Origin of the sequence: Paucibacter hankyongi (assembly GCF_037482915.1) — a bacterium.
Taxonomy (GTDB): domain Bacteria; phylum Pseudomonadota; class Gammaproteobacteria; order Burkholderiales; family Burkholderiaceae_C; genus Paucibacter_A; species Paucibacter_A hankyongi.
The window spans coordinates 77,466-97,571 of the sequence record NZ_JBBHJX010000013.1 but is presented as its reverse complement, the minus strand read 5'-3'; the positions used below and the strand labels follow the sequence as shown (position 1 = coordinate 97,571).

The following is a 20,106-nucleotide window of genomic DNA, read 5'->3' as shown; positions in this document are numbered from 1 at the left end:
GATCCAGACCATCCGAATGGACAGGCGACAGAGAGCTCGCCCCTCCCTAGAGTGGCGCTCACTGAAGCTCACCACGGCATTGCCCGGAACCCTTGATGAATCCTGTTCGCCGACGCCTGTTGGCCTGGAGCCTCGCGCCCCTGGTCGGCAGCCTGGGGGCTTGCGCCGTTAGCAACGATCCCGCAGGTCCTGCCAACCCCAGCCAGCCCAAAACCCGCAGCTACACCGAGCAGGTCTCAAGCTTGCTGATCTCCCAAGACCAGACGCAGATCGTGGTGCTGGGCGAGCGATACCACTACCTGTTCCAGGCGACCACCGACTTGGTGCGCCTGAACGACTTCCCGCTCAAGCCCCGCATCAGCGCCAAGATCACGCCCTTCCACGTCGCCCTGGACGGCCAGACCCGCGGCAGCTACAGCCTGCAACTGCCCGCCGACTTGAACCCGGACGAAGCACAACAGGCGCAGGCCTTCGGCTTCAAGCCGCAAGCCGACGGCAGCTGGACGCTGGACAACCAACTCAGTGGCAAGCGCTATGTGGTGGGCAACACTTTCCGCGCGGCGCGCAGCCAAACCAAGCTGAGCCACAGCTATGCAGTCAGCGTCGAAGCAGAAGAAACCAGCGGCCAACAAGCGGTGGATGGCCTGGTGACGCCCGTCACCGTGGCGTCCGACGGCGTCCTGCTGATCTATTTTGTGGCCCTGGCGCCGCTGCTGATTCCGCTGATCTTTTTGTCGCGCGAAAAGCGCCCTTCGCTCCAAACAGCCAAGCCCTAGGGTTGCCCCTGTCACCGGCGAGACAGCGATTCAGGGTATCCCCGCAAGACCTGTCCCTTCGGCTAGTTAGCACTATCCCTTGGGATGGGGGAGACCTAGACGGACGGACGGCGACAGCTCTGGACGGGCCTCCTAGAGTGCGAACTCCGCAGTCGCGCAAGCACTGCAACCACGGCTTCGCCCACGTTCGCACTCCCCTGTCCTTGCCTATCCATGTCGATCGACAGCCTCCTCGCCAGCGCATCGCAGCGCCCTGAGCCCCATGCGCAACACCTGACCCTTGCGCCCAATGGCAGCACCGCGCGCGCCGCCGGCAGCCCAGCCAAGGCGCGGGCGGCGACCAGCCTGGTGTCGAGCTGGCACAACGCGATGGCGCAGGCCATGGCCACCCGAGGTCTGTGCCTGCAAAGCCTGCTGGAGCAATTGGGGCTGGACGAAACCGAACCCGATCCCCGCGTACTGTCCGACGCCTACAGCAACGCCTGGGAGCTGGCCGCGGCCCGCACCGGCGACGCCGCCATCGGCCTGAGCGTGCCAGCCCATCCCTTGGTGGCGCTGGGTCTGCTGGCCCATCTGGTGCTGTCGGCCCGTGACCTGGGCGACGCGCTGCAATACATCCTGCGTTTCTCGGCCCTGCTGTCGCCGGCCGTCTGCATGGACTTGCAGCAGCAGGGCGAGCAATGCCTGTTGCGGGTAGAAATTCTCAAGGGCCTGCAGGCACCCCCGATGCAGCGCTATGACTTCATTGCCAATGTCTTGCTGCAATCCTTGAACTGGGCCACCAATGTGCGGGTACGGCCACTGCATGTGAACTACCCCTTCCCTGCGCCCGAAGACATCGACCCTTGGTTGAAGGCCTTTGGCTGCGAACTGCGCTTCAAGGCCGACAGTTTTTGCATTGCCTTCGCCACGGCCGATCTGGCCACGCCCATCCCCACCGCCAACGCCAGCGTCGCCACCCTGTGCGAGCGCAGCGCACAGCAGGCCATGGTCCAGCGCGGCGGCAGCATCCAGGTGCGTGTGCGCCAGTTGTTGACGCAAGAACTCCCCAAAGGCGACCCGAAACGCGAGGCGATCGCCGCCATGCTGAATATGAGCGAACGCACGCTGCAGCGCCGCCTGCTGGAAGAAAGCACCAGTTTTAACAAGCTGCTGGACGAAACCCGCCGCGAGTTGGCGGCCAGCTACCTGAAGCGCGGCAGCATCTCACCCACCGAGATGAGCTTCGCGCTGGGCTTCGCCGACCCAAGCAATTTCTACCGCGCCTGCAAGCGCTGGTTCGGCCATTCACCGAGCCAACTGCGCAGTCTGGCCTGATCAGATCTGCCGCGCCGCCACCTGAGCGACGCGACCAATAACACCCCATCAACACTGACCCTAAGGACACTCCACAAACTGAAATCGTTCGCCCGAAAGAAGCTTCCTCGGGGTTCTCACTCCCCGTCGAACGGAGGGCATGCAAGGCCAAGAGCTTGGCTCCAAAAGTCACTTGTTTTTGCCAACTATTCCGCATCATTCGTTCACGCCGCTGACAACTCGGCGCAGCAAAGAAGCCCACAAGCTTCTGCGCCGCAAAGAGCAAAACCCGTGACCAGAGACCACGGGAAGCGCGTGCAAGAGACCGCTTCAAACTTCATCGAACGATTCATCAATAAACCTGGAGATACTCAAATGAACGCATTCAAGCTTTCCGCCGTCGCTGCTCTGCTGGCTGCCGCTTCCCTGTCGGCTTCGGCCATGACCGCCATCGACGACAACGCCCTCGCGCAAGTCAGCGGCCAGGACGGTGTGTCGATCGCCGGTGACCTGAACATCAACATCGGTTCCTTCAAGTACACCGACACCGACGGCACCGGCGGCTCGGTCTCGTTCAACAACATCGGCATCACCGGCCTGTTCGTGATGACTGTGGACATCTTGAAGGGTGTTACCGCTACCGACATCGCCGCCGTCAAGGCCGCCTCGACCGCTGCCGCAACGGCAGCAGGTGGTGGCGCTGCCGGTGCTGCAGCCTACGCTTCGACGATGGGTGCCGCACTGGCCCCTCAGATCATTGCGGGTACGGCTGTCGGCCAAATGGCGGCATCGATCGGTAGCCGCTTGGCCGCAACGGGTGACGCAACGACCACAGTCGGCGCCGAACTAGTGAAGATGGTTTCGTCGGGCACTTATCTGGGTGGCGACGTGGTTCAGTTCGCATTCCCTAACGCCGGCTTCGCTCACAGCCTGTCGCCTTCCGTGACGGTTGGCTCGATCAAGATGGGCGGCAGTGACGCTTCCTTCGGCAGCGTGGCCATCAACAACATCGACCTGCAAGGTTCGAAGTTCTCGATCTGGACACATTAATTTTCCCTTGACGATAGTTTGAGGACGCGCTCCCAGGAGCCGTCCCCTTCAATTCACATTGACGACAAAGGACCTCAAATGAAATTCTTCAAGCTCGCTTCTGTTGCCACCCTGCTGGCTGGCGCCGCTCTGTCCGCTTCTGCCATGACCGCCATCGATGACAGCGCTTTGTCGCAAGTCAGCGGCCAAGACGGCGTCTCCATCGCCGGTGACTTGAACATCAATATCGGTTCCTTCAAGTACACCGATACCGATGCCACCGGTGGTTCCGTGTCCTTCAACAACATCAACATCAACGGCCTGTTCGTGATGACGGTGGACATCATCAACAACGCCACCTTCAACGCAACAACGGTCGGCGCTGCCATGACCGCAGAGAAGCCTGCTGGCGACGTGGTTCAGTTCGCCTTCCCTAACGCAGGATTTGCACACAGCCTGTCGCCTTCCGTGACCGTGGGTTCGATCACCATGGGTGGCAGCGCCGCCTCCTTCGGCAGCATCGCCATCAACAACATCGACCTGCAAGGTTCGAAGTTCTACATCTGGGCGCACTGATCGGCCCGGTCTTTTCCTGAGTTGAACGCCTGTTGTTGACGATCGGCCCGGCGCCTCGCTGCCGGGCCGATTCTTTCTCAGCAGCCCTCGCCCCACACCGAATCCTCCACCCCATGAACCGGCTGCATCTGCTGCTCATCGCTGTGCTTGTCCTGCTGCCCGCCTTGTTGCTGGCCGGCTCGGCGCACGCCATGAGTGCAATGGATGACGCAGACCTGGCCGATGTGCATGGGCAAGACGGGGTGACGCTGGCGGCGGACCTGGACATCAAGGTCGGATCCTTCGTCTACAGCACCAAGAGTGCCAGCAACCCGGAAGGCGGCTCGATTGCCTTCAACAACCTCAGCTTGCGCGGTCTGTTTGTGATGACCGTGGACATCTTGAATTCCTCCGGCTTCAACACCGCCATGGGCAACTCGATGGCGGCTTACGGAGCCGATGGCGCCGCGGGCATGAGCCGCTTGCTGGCCTCCGGCGCCTATGACGGGCGCAGTGATGTGATCCAGTTCGCCGTGCCCAATGCCGGCCTCGATCACCGCCTGAGCCCCAGCCTGGGCATTGGCTCCATCACCATGGGCAATAGCAGCGCCTCTTTTGGCTCGGTCAGCGTCAGCAATATCGATCTGCAAGGCTCCAAGATCTGGATGTGGGCGCATTGATGATGATGTCCTTGCTGCTCCAGCGACTTGGCCAACTGACCGCGCGACGGTCGGCCCTGCTGCTCGGCCTGCTCTCTAGCCTGCTGGTCACACCGACTGCGCAAGCCCAAATGGCCGCGCTGCGCGACACCGAGTTGTCCGGCGTCTGGGGCCAGGCCATGGTGGCCATCAGCAACAGCAGCCTGAACGGCCTCGATTTCTCTCGCTTCACGCTCAATGCCGATCTGTCCTTGAGTGCCAACTTCGCCAAGGTACGCCTGGGCGAGTACGCGCATGCGCCGCGCAACGGCAGCGGCGCCGACATCGACCTGAACCTGCTGCAATTCGGCCGCAGCGATATGGGCAACGCGCAGCGCACGGTGGCGCTGAGCAACCCCTTCTTCGAACTGGTTTACCGCAATGTCGGCGACAACAGCACACGCGAAATCGTCGGCATGCGGCTCGGCTTTGAAGGCGTCAACGGCGCCTTTGGTCTGAACGCAAAAACGATCAGCGGCTCGCTGGCCATCGGCGATGGCGCGGGCAACACCTTGGACTCACGCCAAGACCCGCTCGGCGGCAAGCGCTGGGATGGCAGCAGCTGCGGCGCTGCGGCCTGCCCCTTCACGCTGGCACAGATCGGGTCTTTGCAGGCCGGCGATGCCTCCGGCCCCAGCCGCGATCTCTTCTTGTCGGTGCTGAAATCGGCGGTGCAATTTCCCGCCGCGGTAGCCGGCATGGCCGCGCCCGATCTGGCGCAGGCTGGCATCTGGATGAATTGGCGCGACAAACTGACGGCGACCAATCTGGGTGGCATCGTGCCCCCCAACCTGCCACCAACACTGCCCACCATGCCCAGCATGCCGGGCGCTGCAGTCAGGCCTGGCGGAGGCTGACGATGCAGACCCCGCGGCGCGATCACAGACATGAAACAAGCAAGGGCTTCAGCGCCCTTGGGGTGTTGCTGGTCTGGCTCGCGAGCGGCTTGCATGCGGCACAGGCGCTGACGCCGATCTCCGACGAAGAACTGGCCCGCGTGCAGGGGCGCGACGGCTTCGCTTTCAATCTGCGCGGCTTCTCGCTCGAGGGGCCACTGACCTTGCGCCTGGGCGCGGCCGATGGCTCGGGTCTGAGCTTGTCGAACTTTGCGCTGTCACGCTCCGATGATCTGGCCGCCACCTATGCCGACCCTTATTTGCTGACCTTGGTGAAAGGCCCCGCCGGCATGCCCGACCGGGTGACCCTGAGCGAGCCGCTGAATGCGCTGGGCCGCCTGAGTTGGCAGTTCGCCGCCGACCTGAGCCTGATCGACGCCCGCGCCGACGCCTCGACCCGAAGCTTCAACGCCGGGGCGCTGCTGCTGCAAGACCTGCGCAGTTTCGGCGGCAGCCTGAGCATTGCGCCGAACGCCGACCCGGCCGAGCAGGGCATTGCCTTCGGCCTGGGCGTTCGCTTGGATGTTGGCGCCTTGCTCTTGCGGCCGCGCGGGCGCGCCGACACGACCTTGTTTGACAGCCCGGCCGCGCCGGAACAATTCAGCCTGCGCGGCATTCATTTGGCCGCCGCCACGGCCGACGGTCAGCTGAGCGACAAGCCCTGGCAGCTGGCCGATCTGGACCGCCAACGCCTGCTGCTGAACGCCATCACCACGCCCGAGGGCAGCAGTTTCTTGCATCTGAATCTGGCCTGGCCCACTGGCGCTCCGGGCGCGACCGCGGCCGCCGGCAGCCTGCTGATCGACAACATCAGCTTCAAAAGCGATCTGGGCCCCAACGTGGATCTGGGCAGCAGCCGCATCGGCAGCATGCAGATCCAGTACCTGGATGTGCGCTTGAAGGCGGGGCAGTGAACATGAAGCGATTGATGCCTCGCCACTGTGCCTTCGGCTTGATGTGCCTGCTCTGGCTTGGCTTGCCGGCGGCACAAGCCGCCGAAGCCGACAAGCCCCGGCCGCTCGCCAAGACCGCCTTGTCCGATGAGGAGTTGGGCCATGTCAGCGGCCAGGCCGGCATCGTCCTGAACGCCCATCTGGAGCTGAATACCGGCGCGCAGTCGGAGAACCGCATCAGCCTGGGCTTCCAGCTTGGCGGCAACACCACCTATCTGCTGCTGCACAACCTCAGCGGCACCTTGGATCTGCTCGGGCTGACCGTGCAGGCGGTGGCCGGGCCGGCCGAAGTCGGCGATGTGATTCAGCTGACGCTGCCGAGCTTTGTCGGCTTCAAAGACTTCGGCATCAAGGCCATCGGCGTGCAGACCGATCCCTTGGCGCCGATTGGCCCGAGCCTGGGCCAGATTCAGCTGAACGGCAGCGTGCAGATGCAGGGTCAGGTCTTGCTTTGGTCCAGGTAGATGGTTTGAACGGGTTGTAGCGGAAGTCGTAGCAGTAGCAGTATGGAGACCTGGACATGTGGATGATCTTGCTCGGCGCCTTGGCGGCGCTGATCGGCGGCGCGACGCTGGAAACCCAGTACCCGTTCCAGGAATTCCCGGCCGAACAGTTTCAGCTGCCCATGAAGCAGGTCGGAGGCGGCCTGTCTTCGATGGCGGTGCGCATGGAGCCGCTGTCGGAAATCAAATTCCGCAACATCGTCCACCAGGCCTATGACTACAGCTGCGGCTCGGCGGCGCTGGTCACTGTCATCAACAACTACCTCGGCATCAAGGTCAACGAGCAGCAGGCCATGGAAGGCATGCTGGCCTTTGGCGAGCGCGACAAGATCATCGCCCGGCGCGGCTTCTCGCTGCTGGACATGAAGCGCTACGTCGTGAGCCTCGGGGCCGAAGGGGCCGGCTTTCGCGCCAGCATCAAGGACCTGAGCGAGCTGACGCAGCCCGCCATCGTGCCGATCGACTACGCCGGCTTCAAACACTTCGTCGTCTTCCGCGGCATCCGCAATGGTCGCGTCTATCTGGCCGACCCGGCCATCGGCCACATCGTTTTCTCGACCCGTGAATTCGAGGAACTGTGGGACCGCAACACCTTGTTCCTGCTGACGCCCGGCAAGGGCCAGCCCCAACCCCTCACCCTGTTGGCCATTGGCGACCAGGAACTGGGCGTCATCGATGACGACCTGGTCCATCGCCAGGCCAAGCTTTCCCCCATGGACACCAGCGAAGCCTTGCGCAACGCGGTCCAAGCCAACTTTGGCATCTTCAATCTGCGACGCTGATCATGAAATCCCTGACTCCCTCCCCCGCCTTCGCCCTGTCCCTGACCCTGCTGCTGGCAGCCGCCGGCGCACAAGCCCAAAGCACCGATGGCAAGGCCGCCGATACCAGCAAAGACGCCGCCCGCGAGGCGCTGGCCAAGCAAGAAGGCGACGTCGACCAAGCCGCTTTGCTGAAGGCCGCGCTGACCGCACAGGACAAGCAATACACCTTGATTCGCAAAGGCAAGGTCTCGGCCACTTATGACTTTGGCTACGCCTATATCGGCGCGCAGCAGATCAATGCCAAGTTCAATGATTCGACGCTGACCCTGTTCAACATCCAGAACACCCGCTCGCACAGCGTGACCAACACGGTGTCGGCCGACTACGGCGTGCTCGACAACCTGACGGCCAATGTCAGCGTACCCATCGTCAGCAAGTTCTCCGAGTCGGAAAGCTTCTCCGGCATGGTGAATGGCTTTGGTGACATCGGCATGGGCCTGCGCTGGCAGCCGCTGTCGCAAAGCCGTGACATGCCCTCGATCACCGCCTCGACCTCGCTGCGCCTGCCCACCGGCACCAGCCCCTTCAAAATCGTGTCCGGCCAGGGCCTGAGCACCGGCTCCGGCTACACGGCGCTGAGCTTCGGCGCCAACACCTCCAAGGTGATGGACCCGGTGGCCTTGTTTGGCTCGGTCTCGGTGACGCTGGGCGTGCCGGTTCGGCACCTGCACCAACAATTGAACGGCGCCGTCTTGGCCGGCGTGAATCCGGGCGCCAGCTTCGGCTTCGGCATGGGCTTTGCCTACGCGCTGTCCTACAAGGTGTCGACGACGATGTCCTTCCAGGAAACCATTTCGGCCAAGACCAAGCTGATCCTCGCCGATGGCAGCACCAGCATGACGGCGCCGCAAACCTCCGGCATGCTGAGCTTTGGCTTGGGCGTGCGCACCTCGCCGCTGACGACGCTGAACGTGTCGGTCGGCGTCGGCCTGGGCCCCGATTCGCCGGCCTTCACGCTGGGCTGCAATCTGCCGCTGAATTTCTGAGGCCCTCATGAACAGCAAAGCAAGGGGCCGGCGTTGGCCGACCCGAATGGCCCTCGCCTGGGCGATGGCGCACGCTGGGTTTTCACAAGCCGCGCTGACCGACAACCTCGGCGCCAGCGTGGTGGCCATGTCCATGGGCAATGCCGTGACGGCCGATCCGCCGGGCCTGGACTCGATCCACTTCAACCCGGCCGGCTTGGCGCGCCTGCAGGCCAACCGCAGGCAGGACGCCGTGTTCGGCGCCTCCATCAAGCCCTATGCCAGCTTTCATCAACCGGAAGGCTTTGACATCGGCGGCTGGCGTGAAGACCCGCTGAACGGCACCCGCACCGGCGCGGATGTGCAGGGCTCCTTGTTCTTGCCGATCTACGGCCCGATCAAGCGCCCGCTGCCCAGCGCCATCGGCGCCGGCCTGGGCCTGGCCTTTCACACGCCCGGTTCGAAGTGGACCTTTGGCACGGCCTCTTATGTGCCAATGGCCGTGGGCATTGACCGCACCTCCAACCCGGACGACCCGGCGCGCTTCGACGGCAAGAAAGTGGTGATCCAGCGTCTGGTTTATCTGTCGCCGACCGCCGCCTACAAATACAGCGACAGCCTGAGCTTTGGCATTGGCGTGCCGATCGCGCACCAGGGCTTTGCGCTCAACACCGATATGCGCATGCCAAACGAGTTGCTCGGCATCATCGGCAAGCTGCAGGACGCCTGGTGCGGCGACCAGGGCAACCCGCTCGATACGCTGGCCTTTGGCCTCTGCGGCGGCGGCAAGGAGGGTCGGCTGCGGCCCTTCAACAAGGCCGGCAATATGGACTTTGAACTGACCGCGCCGGTGGACCCGACCTTGAACATCGGCATGCTGTGGGAGCCCAAGGACTGGTTTGCCTTCGGCGCCACCTACCAATTCGGCAGCAAGCCGGCGATGACCGGGCGCTTCAGCTTCCAGGCCGACCCGATGCTGCGCAAATTCGTCGAAGGCCTGTACAGCAGCCTGCAGGGCCCCATCATGGCTGCCACCTTCGGCATGCCGACCAAAATCCCCGAGGTGCAGAGCGGCAATGTGACCCTGGTGCTGCCCTTCCCCGAACATGCGCAGTTCGGCATCAAGGTCAAGCCACTGTCCTTTCTGCAGTTCAATGTGGATGCCAACTGGACCAACTGGAAACGCTGGGACAAGATGACCTTCCAGTTCGACCAGCAGATTGCCCTGCTGCAAATGGCCCGCCTGTTTGGTCAGGCCGATGCCAGCAAGCTGATCATCCCGCGCGGCTACACCAGCCCGGTTCACTTCGGCTACGGCATGGACCTGAGCATTGGCCAAAACATCCACCTGCGCGCCGGCTACGAGCCGCGCAAGAGTTCGGTGCCGCGCTCGGCCATGGACCTGATCGCGCCGATGCCAGATCTAACCGTCAAAAGCATCGGACTCGGCTACGTCACCAAGACCGGCACCCGCTTCGACTTCACCGCCAGCTATGCCCACGGCAAGTTCGATCTGCCCGCCAACACCAGCTGCAACCTGAACTGCAACAACTTCTTCAACGTGATCTACAACCCCTATGCCGGCCTCGACATCAATGGCGGCATTCGCGTGCGCTATGCGGGGCTGTCGATGTCCCACGAGTTTTGACACCGCCTGCGCTCCTCATTCGTTTCCCTGTTCACCTGTCCACATCCCATGAAGCTCGCCCCGACACTTTTCTCCCGCCCGTCCCAACTTTCATTGCTGTCTCTTTGCGCCGCCATGGTCGCCGCCCCGCTTGCTGCCCAGGCACAAACCGCGGCCGCGCCGGCCAGCAGCCCGAGCAATGCCGCCGCCAGCCAGGACAAACGTCAGGCCCTGGTCGACAAACTCCTGAGCCTGTGGCGGGTTGAGGACGTCGCCGTGGTGATGGTGCAGCGCCCCGCCACCAGCGCGATGGAACAGGCGCGCATTGCGCTGCAGGGCCGGGTGAGCGTCGAGAAACGCGACCGCACGATGAAGGACATCAGCACCGATGTGCAGACCTATGTGGACGAAGCCACGCCGATTGCCCGCGCCAGCGCGCAGCGGCTGGTGAAGCCCACGCTGAGCCCGCTGCTGCTGGCGCAATTCAACGACGATGAGCTGCGCCAGATCATTGCCCTGCTCGAGTCGCCGGTGAAGAAGAAGTTCGAGAAGCTGGTGCCCGAGCTGGAGCGCACGCTGGGCGAGAAGGTCGCCGACGACAGCGGCGCCGCCATCAACCCCAAGCTGCAGACGATGACGCAGGCGGTGGGCCTGAAGCTGCGCGCAGCCTCGATCGCGCCCTGAGTTCAGCGCCAGCGCGATGGGCCGAGCTCAAGGCTCCTGCCGATAACGCTTCATCATCAAGGCGTAGTCGGGGCTTTGCCGGTATCGGCTCATAGCTTGGGCAAAGCGCTGCGCCAGGGCCGCATGGCCGCGCGCGCTTGAGAAGGCGATGTAGTTGCGCGTGCTGGCGATGGCGGGTTGCAGCGCGGTCAGGCCGGCGAACTCGGGCCGGCCTTGATAGGCGGTGTTGAAGTCATTCCAGTTCACCGCGGCCACCGTCGCGTGCCCGGCCAGCAAGCGCCGCACCAGGTCATCCATGGAGCTGGCTTCAATGCGCTTGGCCCGGTCGATTTCCGGCTTGCCAAACTGAAAGCCGCGCACCGCCACCAGGCTCTGCTGTGCCAAGAAACTCGGCAGGTCACCATTGAAGGCGAGGCGGGCCGCATCCTCCTTGCGGGCGATGAAGCGGATCTCGGCGGTGGACAGTTGATTGCCATCCAGAAACACCGCCCAGGCCTCGCGCTCCGGCGTGCGTGAGATATAGGTGATGGCATCCGCTTGCCCGGTCTCCACCATCAGCAGCGCGCGCTTCCAAGGCAGACTCGTCCATCGCACCCGCATGCCTAGGGTCTTGGCCGCGGCCTCGACCAACTCCACATGCAGCCCGGCCGGCTTGCCCTGCAGCGTCATTTCAAACGGCGGATAGTCCTCGTCGCCGCGCACCAGCTCCAGCGTAGCCGGCTGGCTGACCTGCGCCCACACGCTCGCAGCGCCCAGCCCCAGCAAGAGCGCTGCAAAGAAAGCGGGCAGTAGTCGCGGCAAAGTCTTCATGCGGTTCTTTCCAGCGCTCGGCAGGCTGAAGCAAGGCAGAGTCAACACCGCCTCGCGATGAGGCCGCGCACTTGCAAGTCTAGCTTCCGCCCGATTACCCCGAAAAATGAACAAGTGTCCTTATCAAAAGACACTTGTTTTATGATGCAGGCATGAATTCCAAAAAGGATCAGCTGCTCGCCCTGATCGCCCACAACCCCTTCATCGGCCAACAAGACCTGGCCGAGCGGCTGGGCTTGTCGCGTTCGGCGGTGGCCGGGTATGTGGCGGCGCTCACCAAGGAGCGCCGCATCCTGGGCCGCGCCTATGTATTGCCGGCAGCGCGCAAGATCGTCTGCATCGGCGGCAGCAATGTAGACCGCAAGTTGCGCGGCCTTGCGGCCTTGCAGATGGGCAACTCCAACCCCGCCAGCCTGAGCGAAAGCGCCGGCGGCGTGGCCCGCAATGTGGCCGAGAACTTGGCACGGCTCGGCCTGCCGGTGCAACTCTTGACCGCCGTCGGTGACGACGCTGCCGGTCGCTTCTTATTGGGCCACGCGGCCCAAGTCGGGCTGGACAGCAGCGCCAGCCTGATCGCCACCGACGCGCCAACCGGCAGCTACACCGCCGTCTTGAGCCCCGAGGGCGATTTGGTGCTGGGCCTGGCACAGATGGAGTTGTGTGAGCGCCTGACGCCGGACTATCTGCGCCAATGCGCGGCGCAGCGGGCGCAGGCCGGCCTGACTCTGCTGGACCTGAATCTGCCCGCCGACAGCATTGCCTATCTGCTGGCCGAGGCCACGCAGGAGAACGCTGTGCCGCTGGTGGCGGTGGCTGTCTCGGCGCCCAAGATGGCGCGGCTGCCACAGTCGCTGCGCGGCCTCAGCCTGCTGATACTGAACCACGATGAACTGGCGGCCGCCACCGGCTTGGCGCTGAGCGACGAAGCCGATTTGCAGCGCGCCCATGAAACCCTGGCCACCCGGGGACTGCAACGCCTGATCGTCACCCAGGGCGCCGAGCGGCTCTACTTCGGCAGCGCTGCCCAGCCCTTGAAATCACTGAAGCCCCCGGCGACCAAGGTGGTGGAAGTCAGCGGCGCTGGCGATGCCTTTGCGGCCGGCGTTTGCGCCGCGCTGCTGCAAGACCCCGATGACCTGGGCGCCGCCTGCAAGCTGGGCTTGCGCCTGGCCCGACTGACCCTGCAAAGCGAGCACAGCGTCTCGCCCGAACTCAGCCCCGAACTGCTCTGACCATGCACGCATCCAAGGCCTCAAGCTACCTCGCCTACTCCCCGGAAGTAGCCGCCGCCCGGCAAGCCGGCCTGCCCATCGTTGCGCTGGAAAGCACCATCATTTCGCACGGCATGCCTTACCCCCAGAATGTGCAGACCGCGCGCGAGGTCGAAGCGCTGATCCGCGCCGGTGGCGCCGTGCCCGCCACCATCGCGGTGTTGGACGGCAAGATCCGCATCGGCCTGTCCGACGCCGAGCTGGACCTGCTGGGCCGCTCGCCCGAGGCCATGAAGCTGAGCCGTCGCGACTTGGCCTATGCCATCGCCAGCAAGAAGATCGGCGCGACCACCGTGGCCGCCACCATGATCTGCGCCGATCTGGCCGGCATCCGGGTGTTTGTGACCGGCGGCATCGGTGGCGTGCACCGTGGCGCCGAGACCAGCTTCGACATCTCGGCCGATCTGCAGGAACTGGCGCGCACCTCGGTGGCGGTGGTCTGCGCCGGCGCCAAATCGATCCTCGACATCGGCTTGACGCTGGAATATCTGGAAACCCATGGCGTGCCGGTGTTGAGCATCGGCCAGGACAACTTCGCCGCCTTCTACACGCCGGACAGCGGCTTCAAGGCCGATTTCCGCATCGACACCGCGGCCGAGCAAGCGCAGTTTCTGCGCGCCAAGTGGGACTTGGGGCTGGCGGGCGGCGTGGTGATCAGCAACCCGCTGCCGGCCGAGGAAGCGATGCCGCGCGAAGAGATTGATCGCATCACCGCGCAGGCGCTGCGCGAGGCCGAAGAACAAGGCATTCAGGGTAAGGCGGTCACGCCCTTCCTGCTGGCGCGCATCAAGGCGCTGACCGAGGGCCGCAGCCTGGCCAGCAATATCGCGCTGGTGAAGCACAACGCCAAGGCCGGCGCGCGACTGGCGGTGGCCCTGCAGGCGAGCGCTTGACGGGGTCGGCCGCGGACGGGGCTGCGTTCAGACCCGCTCCAGCGGCCGATGCTCGCCCTCGGGCAGCTGCACGCGAATCGCATCACCGGGGCACAACTCCCCGCCGCTGATGACCACGCCCATCACCCCGGCCTTGCGAATCAGCTCTCCCTCGGGGCCGCGGTCCAACACGGCGGCCAAGAGCCCGGGCATGAAGTTCTCAATCTGCGCACAGGGGTTGCGCAGACCGGTCAGCTCGACCACGGCCTCGGCGCCCAAGTGCAGGCGCGCGCCCACCGGCAGCGCCAGCAGGTCCAGGCCCTGGGTGCATACGTTCTCCCCCATCTGGCCGGGCTGCACCGGCAAGCCGCGGCCGGCCAGCTCGGTGAACAACTCCTTCGGCAACAGATGCACCTGGCGAAGATTCGGCTGGTTCGGGTTTTGCGCGACGCGGGAGCGATGCTTGACGGTGACACCGCAGTGCGCGTCACCGGCCACCCCTTGGTCGGCAATCAGTTGAATGGCAGGCGCCTCTTGCTTGCTGAAACGATGGCTGGCGTCCTTGAAGACGGCGACGATATGTGGATTCATCTCAGGACCTTGTTGACGGCTTATGCAAAAGCCGAAGATGCAAAGAAGAGTTTCGCATCAAGGTCAGTGGGCGATCAGCGCCTTGCAAGGCCACTGCATCCAGTAAGCTCTCGCCCTGCCGCAAAGCCCCGTTCCCCAAAACAGAAAGCTTCCCCATGTCCCGCAAGCCTGCCCTGGCCTTGATTGTTCTCAGTTTGATCGGTGCCGGCGGCGCCTGGTTTTGGAACAAGAAAGGGGCTTCGCCGCAGGAGGGGGCGCCCGGCGCTGCGCCGGCCACGGCCGCAGCCTCCGGCGCTGGAGCCGGAGCCGGAGCCGGTGCCGGCAAGGGCGGCCCTCAAGCCGTCGCGGTCCTGGCTGCGGTGCAGCAAGATGTGCCGGTGATGCTGGAAGCCAGCGGCACGGTGACGGCGCTGAAGCAAGTGGACCTGCGTGCGCAGACCACCAACACGGTCAAAGAGGTACTGGTCAAGGATGGCCAAACCGTGCGCAAGGGCGAGCTGCTGTTCCGTTTTGATGAGCGCGCCGACCGCGCCAATGTGGACAAGGCGCGCGCGCAACTGGCCCGCGACCGCGCCACGCTGGCCGATTTACAGCGCCAGCATCAACGCGCCGTTGACCTGCGGGCGCAGAGCTTTGTCGCGCAAAGCGCGGTCGATTCCGCGCTCAGCAATTTGGAAGCGCAGCGCGCCTTGATCCAGTCGGATGAAGCGGCGCTGCAGTCGGCCCAGGTGGCGCTCAGCTACAACGAAATTCGCGCGCCGCTCAGCGGCCGCGCCGGCACGGTCAATGTGGTGGCCGGCAGCCTGGTGCAAGCGAACGCCACGGCACTGCCCTTGCTCAGCATTGCGCAGATCGATCCGATCGCCGTCGGCTTTTCCCTGCCGGAGACCCAGTTGGCCGCGCTGCTGCAGGCCACGCGCGCCGACAAGAGCGGCAGCGCCGAAGGGCTGAGCGCCCAGGTGTTGATGCCAAGCGAGCGCGCCCGCAAGAGCAGTGACAAGGCCGACGGCAAGAGCGAAGCCCCACCGCAGGGCCGTGTGACCTTTGTCGACAACCTGGTCGACAGCAGCACCGGCACGATCAAGGTGCGCGCCGAGTTCGACAACGCCCAGCAAAAGCTCTGGCCCGGCCAATATGTGCGGGTGCGCCTGCAGCTGCGCACGCTGAAGGACGCGACCGTGATCCCGCAGGCCGCCATCATCCAGCGCGGCAATGAACGCTCGGTCTATATCGTCGATGCCAACAAGACTGCCCAGCAAAAGCCGGTGCAGATTCGCTATGCCTTTGGCGATATGGCGGTGGTGGACGGCATTGCCCCTGGCGACAAGGTGGTGCTGGACGGCAAGCAAAACTTGCGCCCCGGCACGCCGGTGAAAGAGCAGGTCGCGGCCCTGAACCCGGCGGCCAAGAAGCCGCAAGCCTCGGCCTCCTCGGCCGTCTCAGCTTCAGCAGCCTCCGGAGTGTGACCATGTCATTGACGGAGTTGTTCATCCGGCGGCCGGTGATGACCGTGCTGCTCAATATCGCTTTGGTGATTGCCGGTCTGGCGGCCTGGGGCAAGATCCCGGTGGCGGCCCTGCCGTCTTACAACACGCCGGTGATCAATGTGCAGGCCTCGCTGCCCGGCGCCTCGCCGGAGACCATGGCTTCCTCGGTGGCGCTGCCGCTGGAGAAGCAGTTCTCCACCATCGCCGGCCTGGCCACCATTTCCTCCACCAGCATTCTGGGCAGCACTTCGCTGACGCTGGAGTTCGAGTCTTCCCGCAATATCGATGCAGCGGCGGTCGATGTGCAAGCGGCGCTGTTCCGCGCCCTGCGTGCGCTGCCCTCCGAGATGACCTCGCCGCCCAGCTATCGCAAGGTCAACCCGGCCGATGCGCCGGTGCTGCTGGTGGCGCTGACTTCGCCGTCCATCAATCTCTCGGAGTTGAATGACTTCACCGAGAACCTGCTGACGCCCAGCCTCTCCACCATCGAGGGTGTGGCCCAGGTGTCCATCTATGGGCAAAAGCGCTATGCGGTGCGCATCAAGGTGAATAACGATTTACTCAGCCAGCGCAATATCACGCTGGAAGAGTTGCAAGCGGCGATTCGCGGCGCCAATGCCAACACGCCGGTGGGCGTGCTGGACGGCAAGCGCCAGACCCTGACGATCCAGGCCAATAAGCAGCTGCGCAACGCCAAGGAGTTCGGTGCCATCGTGGTGGCGGCGCGCAATGGCACGCCGATCTTGCTGCGCGATGTGGCCGAAGTGCAAGACAGCTTCGAGACCACCAAGTCCTTCTCCAACTTCAACGGCGAGCGCTCCATCGTGCTGGCCGTGCAGCGCCAGCCGGATGCCAACACCGTCAAGGTGGTGGATGCCGTCAAGGCCATGCTGCCGCGCTTTGAAGGCCAGCTGCCCGCCTCGGTGCAGATGAGCACCTTGAACGACCGCTCTTTGTCGGTGCGCGAGTCGCTGCACGATGTGTACTTCACCCTGGCGCTGACGGTGGCCCTGGTGGTGCTGGTGATCTTCTTGTTCCTGCGCCGCGCGGTCGCCACGCTGATCCCGACCCTGTCGCTGCCGATATCTTTGATCGGCGCGCTGACGCTGCTCTTCGCTCTGGGCTACAGCCTCGACAACATCTCGCTCTTGGGCATCACCTTGGCCGTGGGCCTGGTGGTGGATGACGCCATCGTGATGCTGGAGAACATCCATCGCCACATCGAAGACGGCATGGACCCCTTTGCCGCCGCCGTGCGCGGCGCCCGCGAGATGGCCTTCACCATCGTGTCGATCTCGATCTCTTTGGTGGCGGTGCTGATCCCGATCTTCTTCATGCCGGGCGTGATCGGCCTGCTCTTCCATGAGTTTGCAGTGGTCGTGGGCTTGTCCATCTTGGTGTCGGCCCTGGTGTCGCTGAGCCTGGTGCCCATGCTGTGCAGCCGCTTCCTGAAGGCGCACGATGCCCATGAAGAAAGCGCCCTGGGCCGGGTGTTCGAGAAGTCCTTCAATGCTCTGCTGGGCGCCTACACCCGCAGCCTGGACCTGGCCCTGCGCCATCGCCGCTGGGTGATGGCCGTGGCCGTGGCCAGCTTTGCCGCCACCGCCTGGCTTTACATCGTCATCCCCAAGGGCTTTTTCCCGGAAGAAGATATTGGCCAGATCCAGGCCAGCACCGAAGCGGCCGAAGACATCTCCTTCAACGCCATGACGGTGCTGCAAGAGCGGGTGGCGGAGTTGGTCAAGAACGACCCCGCCGTGGCCAGTGTCTCGGCGGCCGTGGGCGGCGGTGGTGGCGGCGGCAATGCCGGCAACACCGGGCGACTCTTCATCAACCTCAAGCCGCGTGGCGAACGCCCGCCGATGAAGGAGGTGCTGGAAGGCCTGCGCAAAAAGCTGCGATCGGTGCCTGGCATTCAGGTCTATCTCCGCCCGGTGCAGAACTTGCAGCTGGGAGGGCGCCAAAGCAAGAGCCGCTATCAATACACGCTGCAATCGGTGGCGGCGGGCGAGCTGAACCTCTGGGTCGGCAAGCTGCAAGAGAAGTTGCGCGCCGACCCGCTATTCCGCGACGTCACCAGCGACTCGCAGCTGCGCGGCCTGCAAGCCAACTTGATCATCGACCGCGAACGCGCTGCCACCCTGGGCGTGCAGATGCAAGACCTGCGCAGCGCCCTCTACAACGCCTTCGGCGAACGTCAGGTGTCCAGCATCTATGCGGAGAGCAACACCTACCAGGTCATCATGGAAGCGGGTGACTCGGACCGCGAGAACGAAGATGCGCTCGCCAAGATCCATCTGCGCGGCAAGAACGGTGCCTTGGTGCCGCTGACCGCATTCGCCACCGTCCAGCGCGGCCTGGGCCCCACCGCCGTCAACCACCAAGGGCAGTTGCAGGCGATCACCATCTCCTTCAACCTGGCGCCCGATGTGCCACTGGGCGACGCCACCGCCAAGCTGGACCGTTATGTCAAAGACATCCAACTGCCCTCCAGCATCATCACCAGCTATGGCGGCGATGCAGCGGTCTTCCAGGACAGCCAGGGTGGGCAGCTGCTGCTGATCGGCCTGGCGGTGGCGGTGATTTATGTGCTCTTGGGTGTGCTGTACGAGAGCTATATCCACCCCCTCACCATCTTGGCCGGTCTGCCTTCGGCGGCGGTCGGTGCACTTCTCACGCTGCAGCTCTTTAATATGGACCTGACCTTGATCGCCACCATCGGCATCTTGATGCTGATCGGCATCGTCAAGAAAAACGCCATCATGATGATCGACTTCGCGCTCGACGCCCAGCGCAACGGCGGCATGGCCCCGCCCGAGGCGATTCGCCAAGCCTGCATCCTGCGCTTCCGCCCCATCATGATGACCACGCTTGCTGCCCTGATGGGCGCCTTGCCGATTGCCTTGGGCCTGGGCGCTGGCGCCGAGCTGCGCCAGCCGCTGGGCCTGGCGGTGGTGGGCGGCCTGATCCTGTCGCAAGCGGTGACGCTGTACATCACCCCGGTGATCTATCTCGCGCTGGACCGCTTCAGCGGCAAGGGGCCGGATACGCGGGTGGTGCCTGACGCGGCTTGAGGCGCTTCAGGCGGGCGACCGGGTGAGCCATGGGCTGCGTGGGATGCAGCGCAACTGGTCCAGAGTCAACGTCCGTTTTGTGCCCAAAGCGGTCGACTGGGATTGCCAAGTGGCTGCGGCATTCGACCCATTGCTGCCCGTGGCCGATTTCCGGGCGAAGGACCGGTCTACAGCGCTCGCCTGCCGCCTTCGTCAACAGCAGCTAAGCCGCAGCTCTACGAAAACTATTTGAACCTAGTGAAGTTTAAGGTGACTTGGCACGCAGGGCGGGTCAGTCCCAGAAAGCCGTGTAACCGAGTGGCCATGGACTAAAACGGACAGAGTTGGGGCAGTGCTTGACTTCCCGGCAAGCGCGGCCCGCCTTGGAACAGATCGGTAGCAACCGTTCCAATCATAGTTTCAGACCGACTGGCGTCGGAGAGCTCGACAGCCGACGAAACCCAGGCCGACCAGCATCAAAAACAAAGTCTCCGGCTCTGGCACCGCAGTCACCCGCACATTGTCCAGCGCCAAGCCGGCGTCCCCGACGGTGGTGCTGGAAAAGCTGAGCGTGGTGCTATCGCCGGTGGCAACGAAGTCGAAAGTCGTCGACACCCACCCCATCGCGTCCTTAGTGCTGCTGCTATTGTCAAAGCTCAGATTCTGGCTGACGCCAGCCGCCGAGACGGTGCCGGTCTTGACACTCGGGCCGCTGAAGAAATTGCCGCCCAAGTCAAAGCTAACACGGTAGGCCTGCCCGGCAAAGGTGGCAATTGCCTGGCTTACCGACCCTGCACCGACACCGCTCAAATCCAGAGAGTAGTCGCCGTCGGATGCTTTCCAGGCCTGTGGCCCGACTACATCCACACTGTTGCCTCCGATGGCCCATCCGTTGATCCCAGTGTTGCCGGCGTTGAACTGAGCGCAGAAAGTGCTGCCCTGCGGGCAAAGCGCATCGGCCGAGCCAGCGTTGAAGGACTCAAAGCTGCCGTTCTGCGTACCGGCCGCAACCGACACCGTCGACACCAGCGCGGCGACCAACCCGAAAACCCCTATGTGAAAGTTCTTCATGATTTGCTCCCGTTGAACCACATAGAACGAAAGTGTGATGGCAAGTTGGCCGTAGACACCCCCCCGATCTGCGGGGGGGCAAACGCGCCGAGTCAGCGCCCGAGCCCTACGACAGAGGGTTCCTGAATTGGGTCACGACGGGAAG

Annotated in this window: 19 protein-coding genes; 16 read left to right on the top strand and 3 right to left on the bottom strand. The window is 64.0% G+C overall.

The window, feature by feature from the left end:
• Window positions 1–95: 95 nt before the first annotated feature.
• From WG899_RS17370 to WG899_RS17315, 12 genes are all read left to right on the top strand, one after another.
• Window positions 96–776, top strand: coding sequence for a YidX family protein (locus WG899_RS17370; protein ID WP_339596912.1), 681 nt, complete (start codon window positions 96–98; stop codon window positions 774–776).
• 213 nt (window positions 777–989) lie between these two features.
• A complete protein-coding gene (locus WG899_RS17365) occupies window positions 990–2,093 on the top strand; it encodes an AraC family transcriptional regulator (protein ID WP_339596911.1) in 1,104 nt (367 codons plus the stop codon).
• Window positions 2,094–2,387: 294 nt separating this feature from the next.
• A complete protein-coding gene (locus WG899_RS17360; RefSeq protein WP_339596910.1) occupies window positions 2,388–3,122 on the top strand; it encodes a DUF6160 family protein in 735 nt (244 codons plus the stop codon).
• A gap of 78 nt (window positions 3,123–3,200) precedes the next feature.
• Window positions 3,201–3,677, top strand: a complete 477-nt coding sequence (locus tag WG899_RS17355; protein WP_339596909.1) for a DUF6160 family protein — start codon at window positions 3,201–3,203, stop codon at window positions 3,675–3,677.
• A gap of 113 nt (window positions 3,678–3,790) precedes the next feature.
• Window positions 3,791–4,336, top strand: coding sequence for a DUF6160 family protein (locus WG899_RS17350; RefSeq protein WP_339596908.1), 546 nt, complete (start codon window positions 3,791–3,793; stop codon window positions 4,334–4,336).
• 5 nt (window positions 4,337–4,341) lie between these two features.
• Window positions 4,342–5,211 (top strand): hypothetical protein, encoded by an 870-nt coding sequence (locus tag WG899_RS17345; RefSeq protein WP_339596907.1) that lies wholly within the window; start codon window positions 4,342–4,344, stop codon window positions 5,209–5,211.
• Between the two features lie 2 nt (window positions 5,212–5,213).
• A complete protein-coding gene (locus tag WG899_RS17340; RefSeq protein ID WP_339596906.1) occupies window positions 5,214–6,164 on the top strand; it encodes a hypothetical protein in 951 nt (316 codons plus the stop codon).
• 14 nt (window positions 6,165–6,178) lie between these two features.
• Entirely contained in the window at window positions 6,179–6,667 is a 489-nt protein-coding gene (locus WG899_RS17335) for a hypothetical protein (protein ID WP_339596905.1), read from the top strand.
• Between the two features lie 56 nt (window positions 6,668–6,723).
• On the top strand, window positions 6,724–7,488 hold the full coding sequence (locus WG899_RS17330) for a C39 family peptidase (RefSeq protein ID WP_339596904.1): 765 nt from the start codon (window positions 6,724–6,726) through the stop codon (window positions 7,486–7,488).
• 2 nt (window positions 7,489–7,490) lie between these two features.
• Complete coding sequence (locus WG899_RS17325; RefSeq protein WP_339596903.1) at window positions 7,491–8,516, top strand: transporter; 1,026 nt, start codon at window positions 7,491–7,493, stop codon at window positions 8,514–8,516.
• 7 nt (window positions 8,517–8,523) lie between these two features.
• The gene (locus WG899_RS17320) at window positions 8,524–10,143 is read left to right on the top strand and encodes an OmpP1/FadL family transporter (RefSeq protein ID WP_339596902.1); all 1,620 of its coding nucleotides are present in this window, start codon (window positions 8,524–8,526) and stop codon (window positions 10,141–10,143) included.
• Between the two features lie 114 nt (window positions 10,144–10,257).
• Window positions 10,258–10,806: a DUF2059 domain-containing protein gene (locus WG899_RS17315; protein WP_339596901.1), complete on the top strand. Its 549-nt coding sequence runs from the start codon at window positions 10,258–10,260 to the stop codon at window positions 10,804–10,806.
• Between the two features lie 27 nt (window positions 10,807–10,833).
• Here WG899_RS17315 and WG899_RS17310 read toward each other — a convergent pair whose 3' ends face one another.
• On the bottom strand, window positions 10,834–11,616 hold the full coding sequence (locus WG899_RS17310) for a substrate-binding periplasmic protein (RefSeq protein ID WP_339596900.1): 783 nt from the start codon (window positions 11,614–11,616) through the stop codon (window positions 10,834–10,836).
• A gap of 152 nt (window positions 11,617–11,768) precedes the next feature.
• On the opposite strand from WG899_RS17310, the gene WG899_RS17305 reads away from it, so the two are divergent.
• A complete protein-coding gene (locus WG899_RS17305; RefSeq protein ID WP_339596899.1) occupies window positions 11,769–12,848 on the top strand; it encodes a carbohydrate kinase in 1,080 nt (359 codons plus the stop codon).
• Between the two features lie 2 nt (window positions 12,849–12,850).
• On the top strand, window positions 12,851–13,780 hold the full coding sequence (locus WG899_RS17300) for a pseudouridine-5'-phosphate glycosidase (protein ID WP_339596898.1): 930 nt from the start codon (window positions 12,851–12,853) through the stop codon (window positions 13,778–13,780).
• A gap of 27 nt (window positions 13,781–13,807) precedes the next feature.
• On the opposite strand, the gene WG899_RS17295 is transcribed toward WG899_RS17300, so the two are convergent.
• Window positions 13,808–14,350, bottom strand: a complete 543-nt coding sequence (locus WG899_RS17295; RefSeq protein ID WP_339596897.1) for an MOSC domain-containing protein — start codon at window positions 14,348–14,350, stop codon at window positions 13,808–13,810.
• A 155-nt stretch (window positions 14,351–14,505) separates the two neighbouring features.
• Between WG899_RS17295 and WG899_RS17290 the strand changes: the two genes are divergently transcribed.
• On the top strand, window positions 14,506–15,816 hold the full coding sequence (locus WG899_RS17290) for an efflux RND transporter periplasmic adaptor subunit (protein WP_339596896.1): 1,311 nt from the start codon (window positions 14,506–14,508) through the stop codon (window positions 15,814–15,816).
• A gap of 2 nt (window positions 15,817–15,818) precedes the next feature.
• Window positions 15,819–18,911, top strand: a complete 3,093-nt coding sequence (locus WG899_RS17285) for an efflux RND transporter permease subunit (protein WP_339596895.1) — start codon at window positions 15,819–15,821, stop codon at window positions 18,909–18,911.
• Between the two features lie 399 nt (window positions 18,912–19,310).
• Here the strand turns inward: WG899_RS17285 and WG899_RS17280 are convergent, their stop codons facing one another.
• Window positions 19,311–19,961: a choice-of-anchor C family PEP-CTERM protein gene (locus tag WG899_RS17280; protein ID WP_339596894.1), complete on the bottom strand. Its 651-nt coding sequence runs from the start codon at window positions 19,959–19,961 to the stop codon at window positions 19,311–19,313.
• Window positions 19,962–20,106 lie beyond the last annotated feature (145 nt).

What these genes read in the sequence shown, in the direction of transcription:
- WG899_RS17300 (WP_339596898.1), top strand. Translation starts at nt 12,851, where the DNA reads ATGCACGCATCCAAGGCCTCAAGCTACCTCGCCTACTCCCCGGAAGTA.
- WG899_RS17330 (WP_339596904.1), top strand. Translation starts at nt 6,724, where the DNA reads ATGTGGATGATCTTGCTCGGCGCCTTGGCGGCGCTGATCGGCGGCGCG.
- WG899_RS17345 (WP_339596907.1), top strand. Translation starts at nt 4,342, where the DNA reads ATGTCCTTGCTGCTCCAGCGACTTGGCCAACTGACCGCGCGACGGTCG.
- WG899_RS17325 (WP_339596903.1), top strand. Translation starts at nt 7,491, where the DNA reads ATGAAATCCCTGACTCCCTCCCCCGCCTTCGCCCTGTCCCTGACCCTG.
- WG899_RS17310 (WP_339596900.1), bottom strand. Translation starts at nt 11,616, where the DNA reads ATGAAGACTTTGCCGCGACTACTGCCCGCTTTCTTTGCAGCGCTCTTG.
- WG899_RS17365 (WP_339596911.1), top strand. Translation starts at nt 990, where the DNA reads ATGTCGATCGACAGCCTCCTCGCCAGCGCATCGCAGCGCCCTGAGCCC.
- WG899_RS17335 (WP_339596905.1), top strand. Translation starts at nt 6,179, where the DNA reads ATGCCTCGCCACTGTGCCTTCGGCTTGATGTGCCTGCTCTGGCTTGGC.
- WG899_RS17320 (WP_339596902.1), top strand. Translation starts at nt 8,524, where the DNA reads ATGAACAGCAAAGCAAGGGGCCGGCGTTGGCCGACCCGAATGGCCCTC.
- WG899_RS17280 (WP_339596894.1), bottom strand. Translation starts at nt 19,961, where the DNA reads ATGAAGAACTTTCACATAGGGGTTTTCGGGTTGGTCGCCGCGCTGGTG.
- WG899_RS17350 (WP_339596908.1), top strand. Translation starts at nt 3,791, where the DNA reads ATGAACCGGCTGCATCTGCTGCTCATCGCTGTGCTTGTCCTGCTGCCC.
- WG899_RS17340 (WP_339596906.1), top strand. Translation starts at nt 5,214, where the DNA reads ATGCAGACCCCGCGGCGCGATCACAGACATGAAACAAGCAAGGGCTTC.
- WG899_RS17285 (WP_339596895.1), top strand. Translation starts at nt 15,819, where the DNA reads ATGTCATTGACGGAGTTGTTCATCCGGCGGCCGGTGATGACCGTGCTG.
- WG899_RS17305 (WP_339596899.1), top strand. Translation starts at nt 11,769, where the DNA reads ATGAATTCCAAAAAGGATCAGCTGCTCGCCCTGATCGCCCACAACCCC.
- WG899_RS17295 (WP_339596897.1), bottom strand. Translation starts at nt 14,350, where the DNA reads ATGAATCCACATATCGTCGCCGTCTTCAAGGACGCCAGCCATCGTTTC.
- WG899_RS17290 (WP_339596896.1), top strand. Translation starts at nt 14,506, where the DNA reads ATGTCCCGCAAGCCTGCCCTGGCCTTGATTGTTCTCAGTTTGATCGGT.
- WG899_RS17355 (WP_339596909.1), top strand. Translation starts at nt 3,201, where the DNA reads ATGAAATTCTTCAAGCTCGCTTCTGTTGCCACCCTGCTGGCTGGCGCC.
- WG899_RS17370 (WP_339596912.1), top strand. Translation starts at nt 96, where the DNA reads ATGAATCCTGTTCGCCGACGCCTGTTGGCCTGGAGCCTCGCGCCCCTG.
- WG899_RS17315 (WP_339596901.1), top strand. Translation starts at nt 10,258, where the DNA reads ATGGTCGCCGCCCCGCTTGCTGCCCAGGCACAAACCGCGGCCGCGCCG.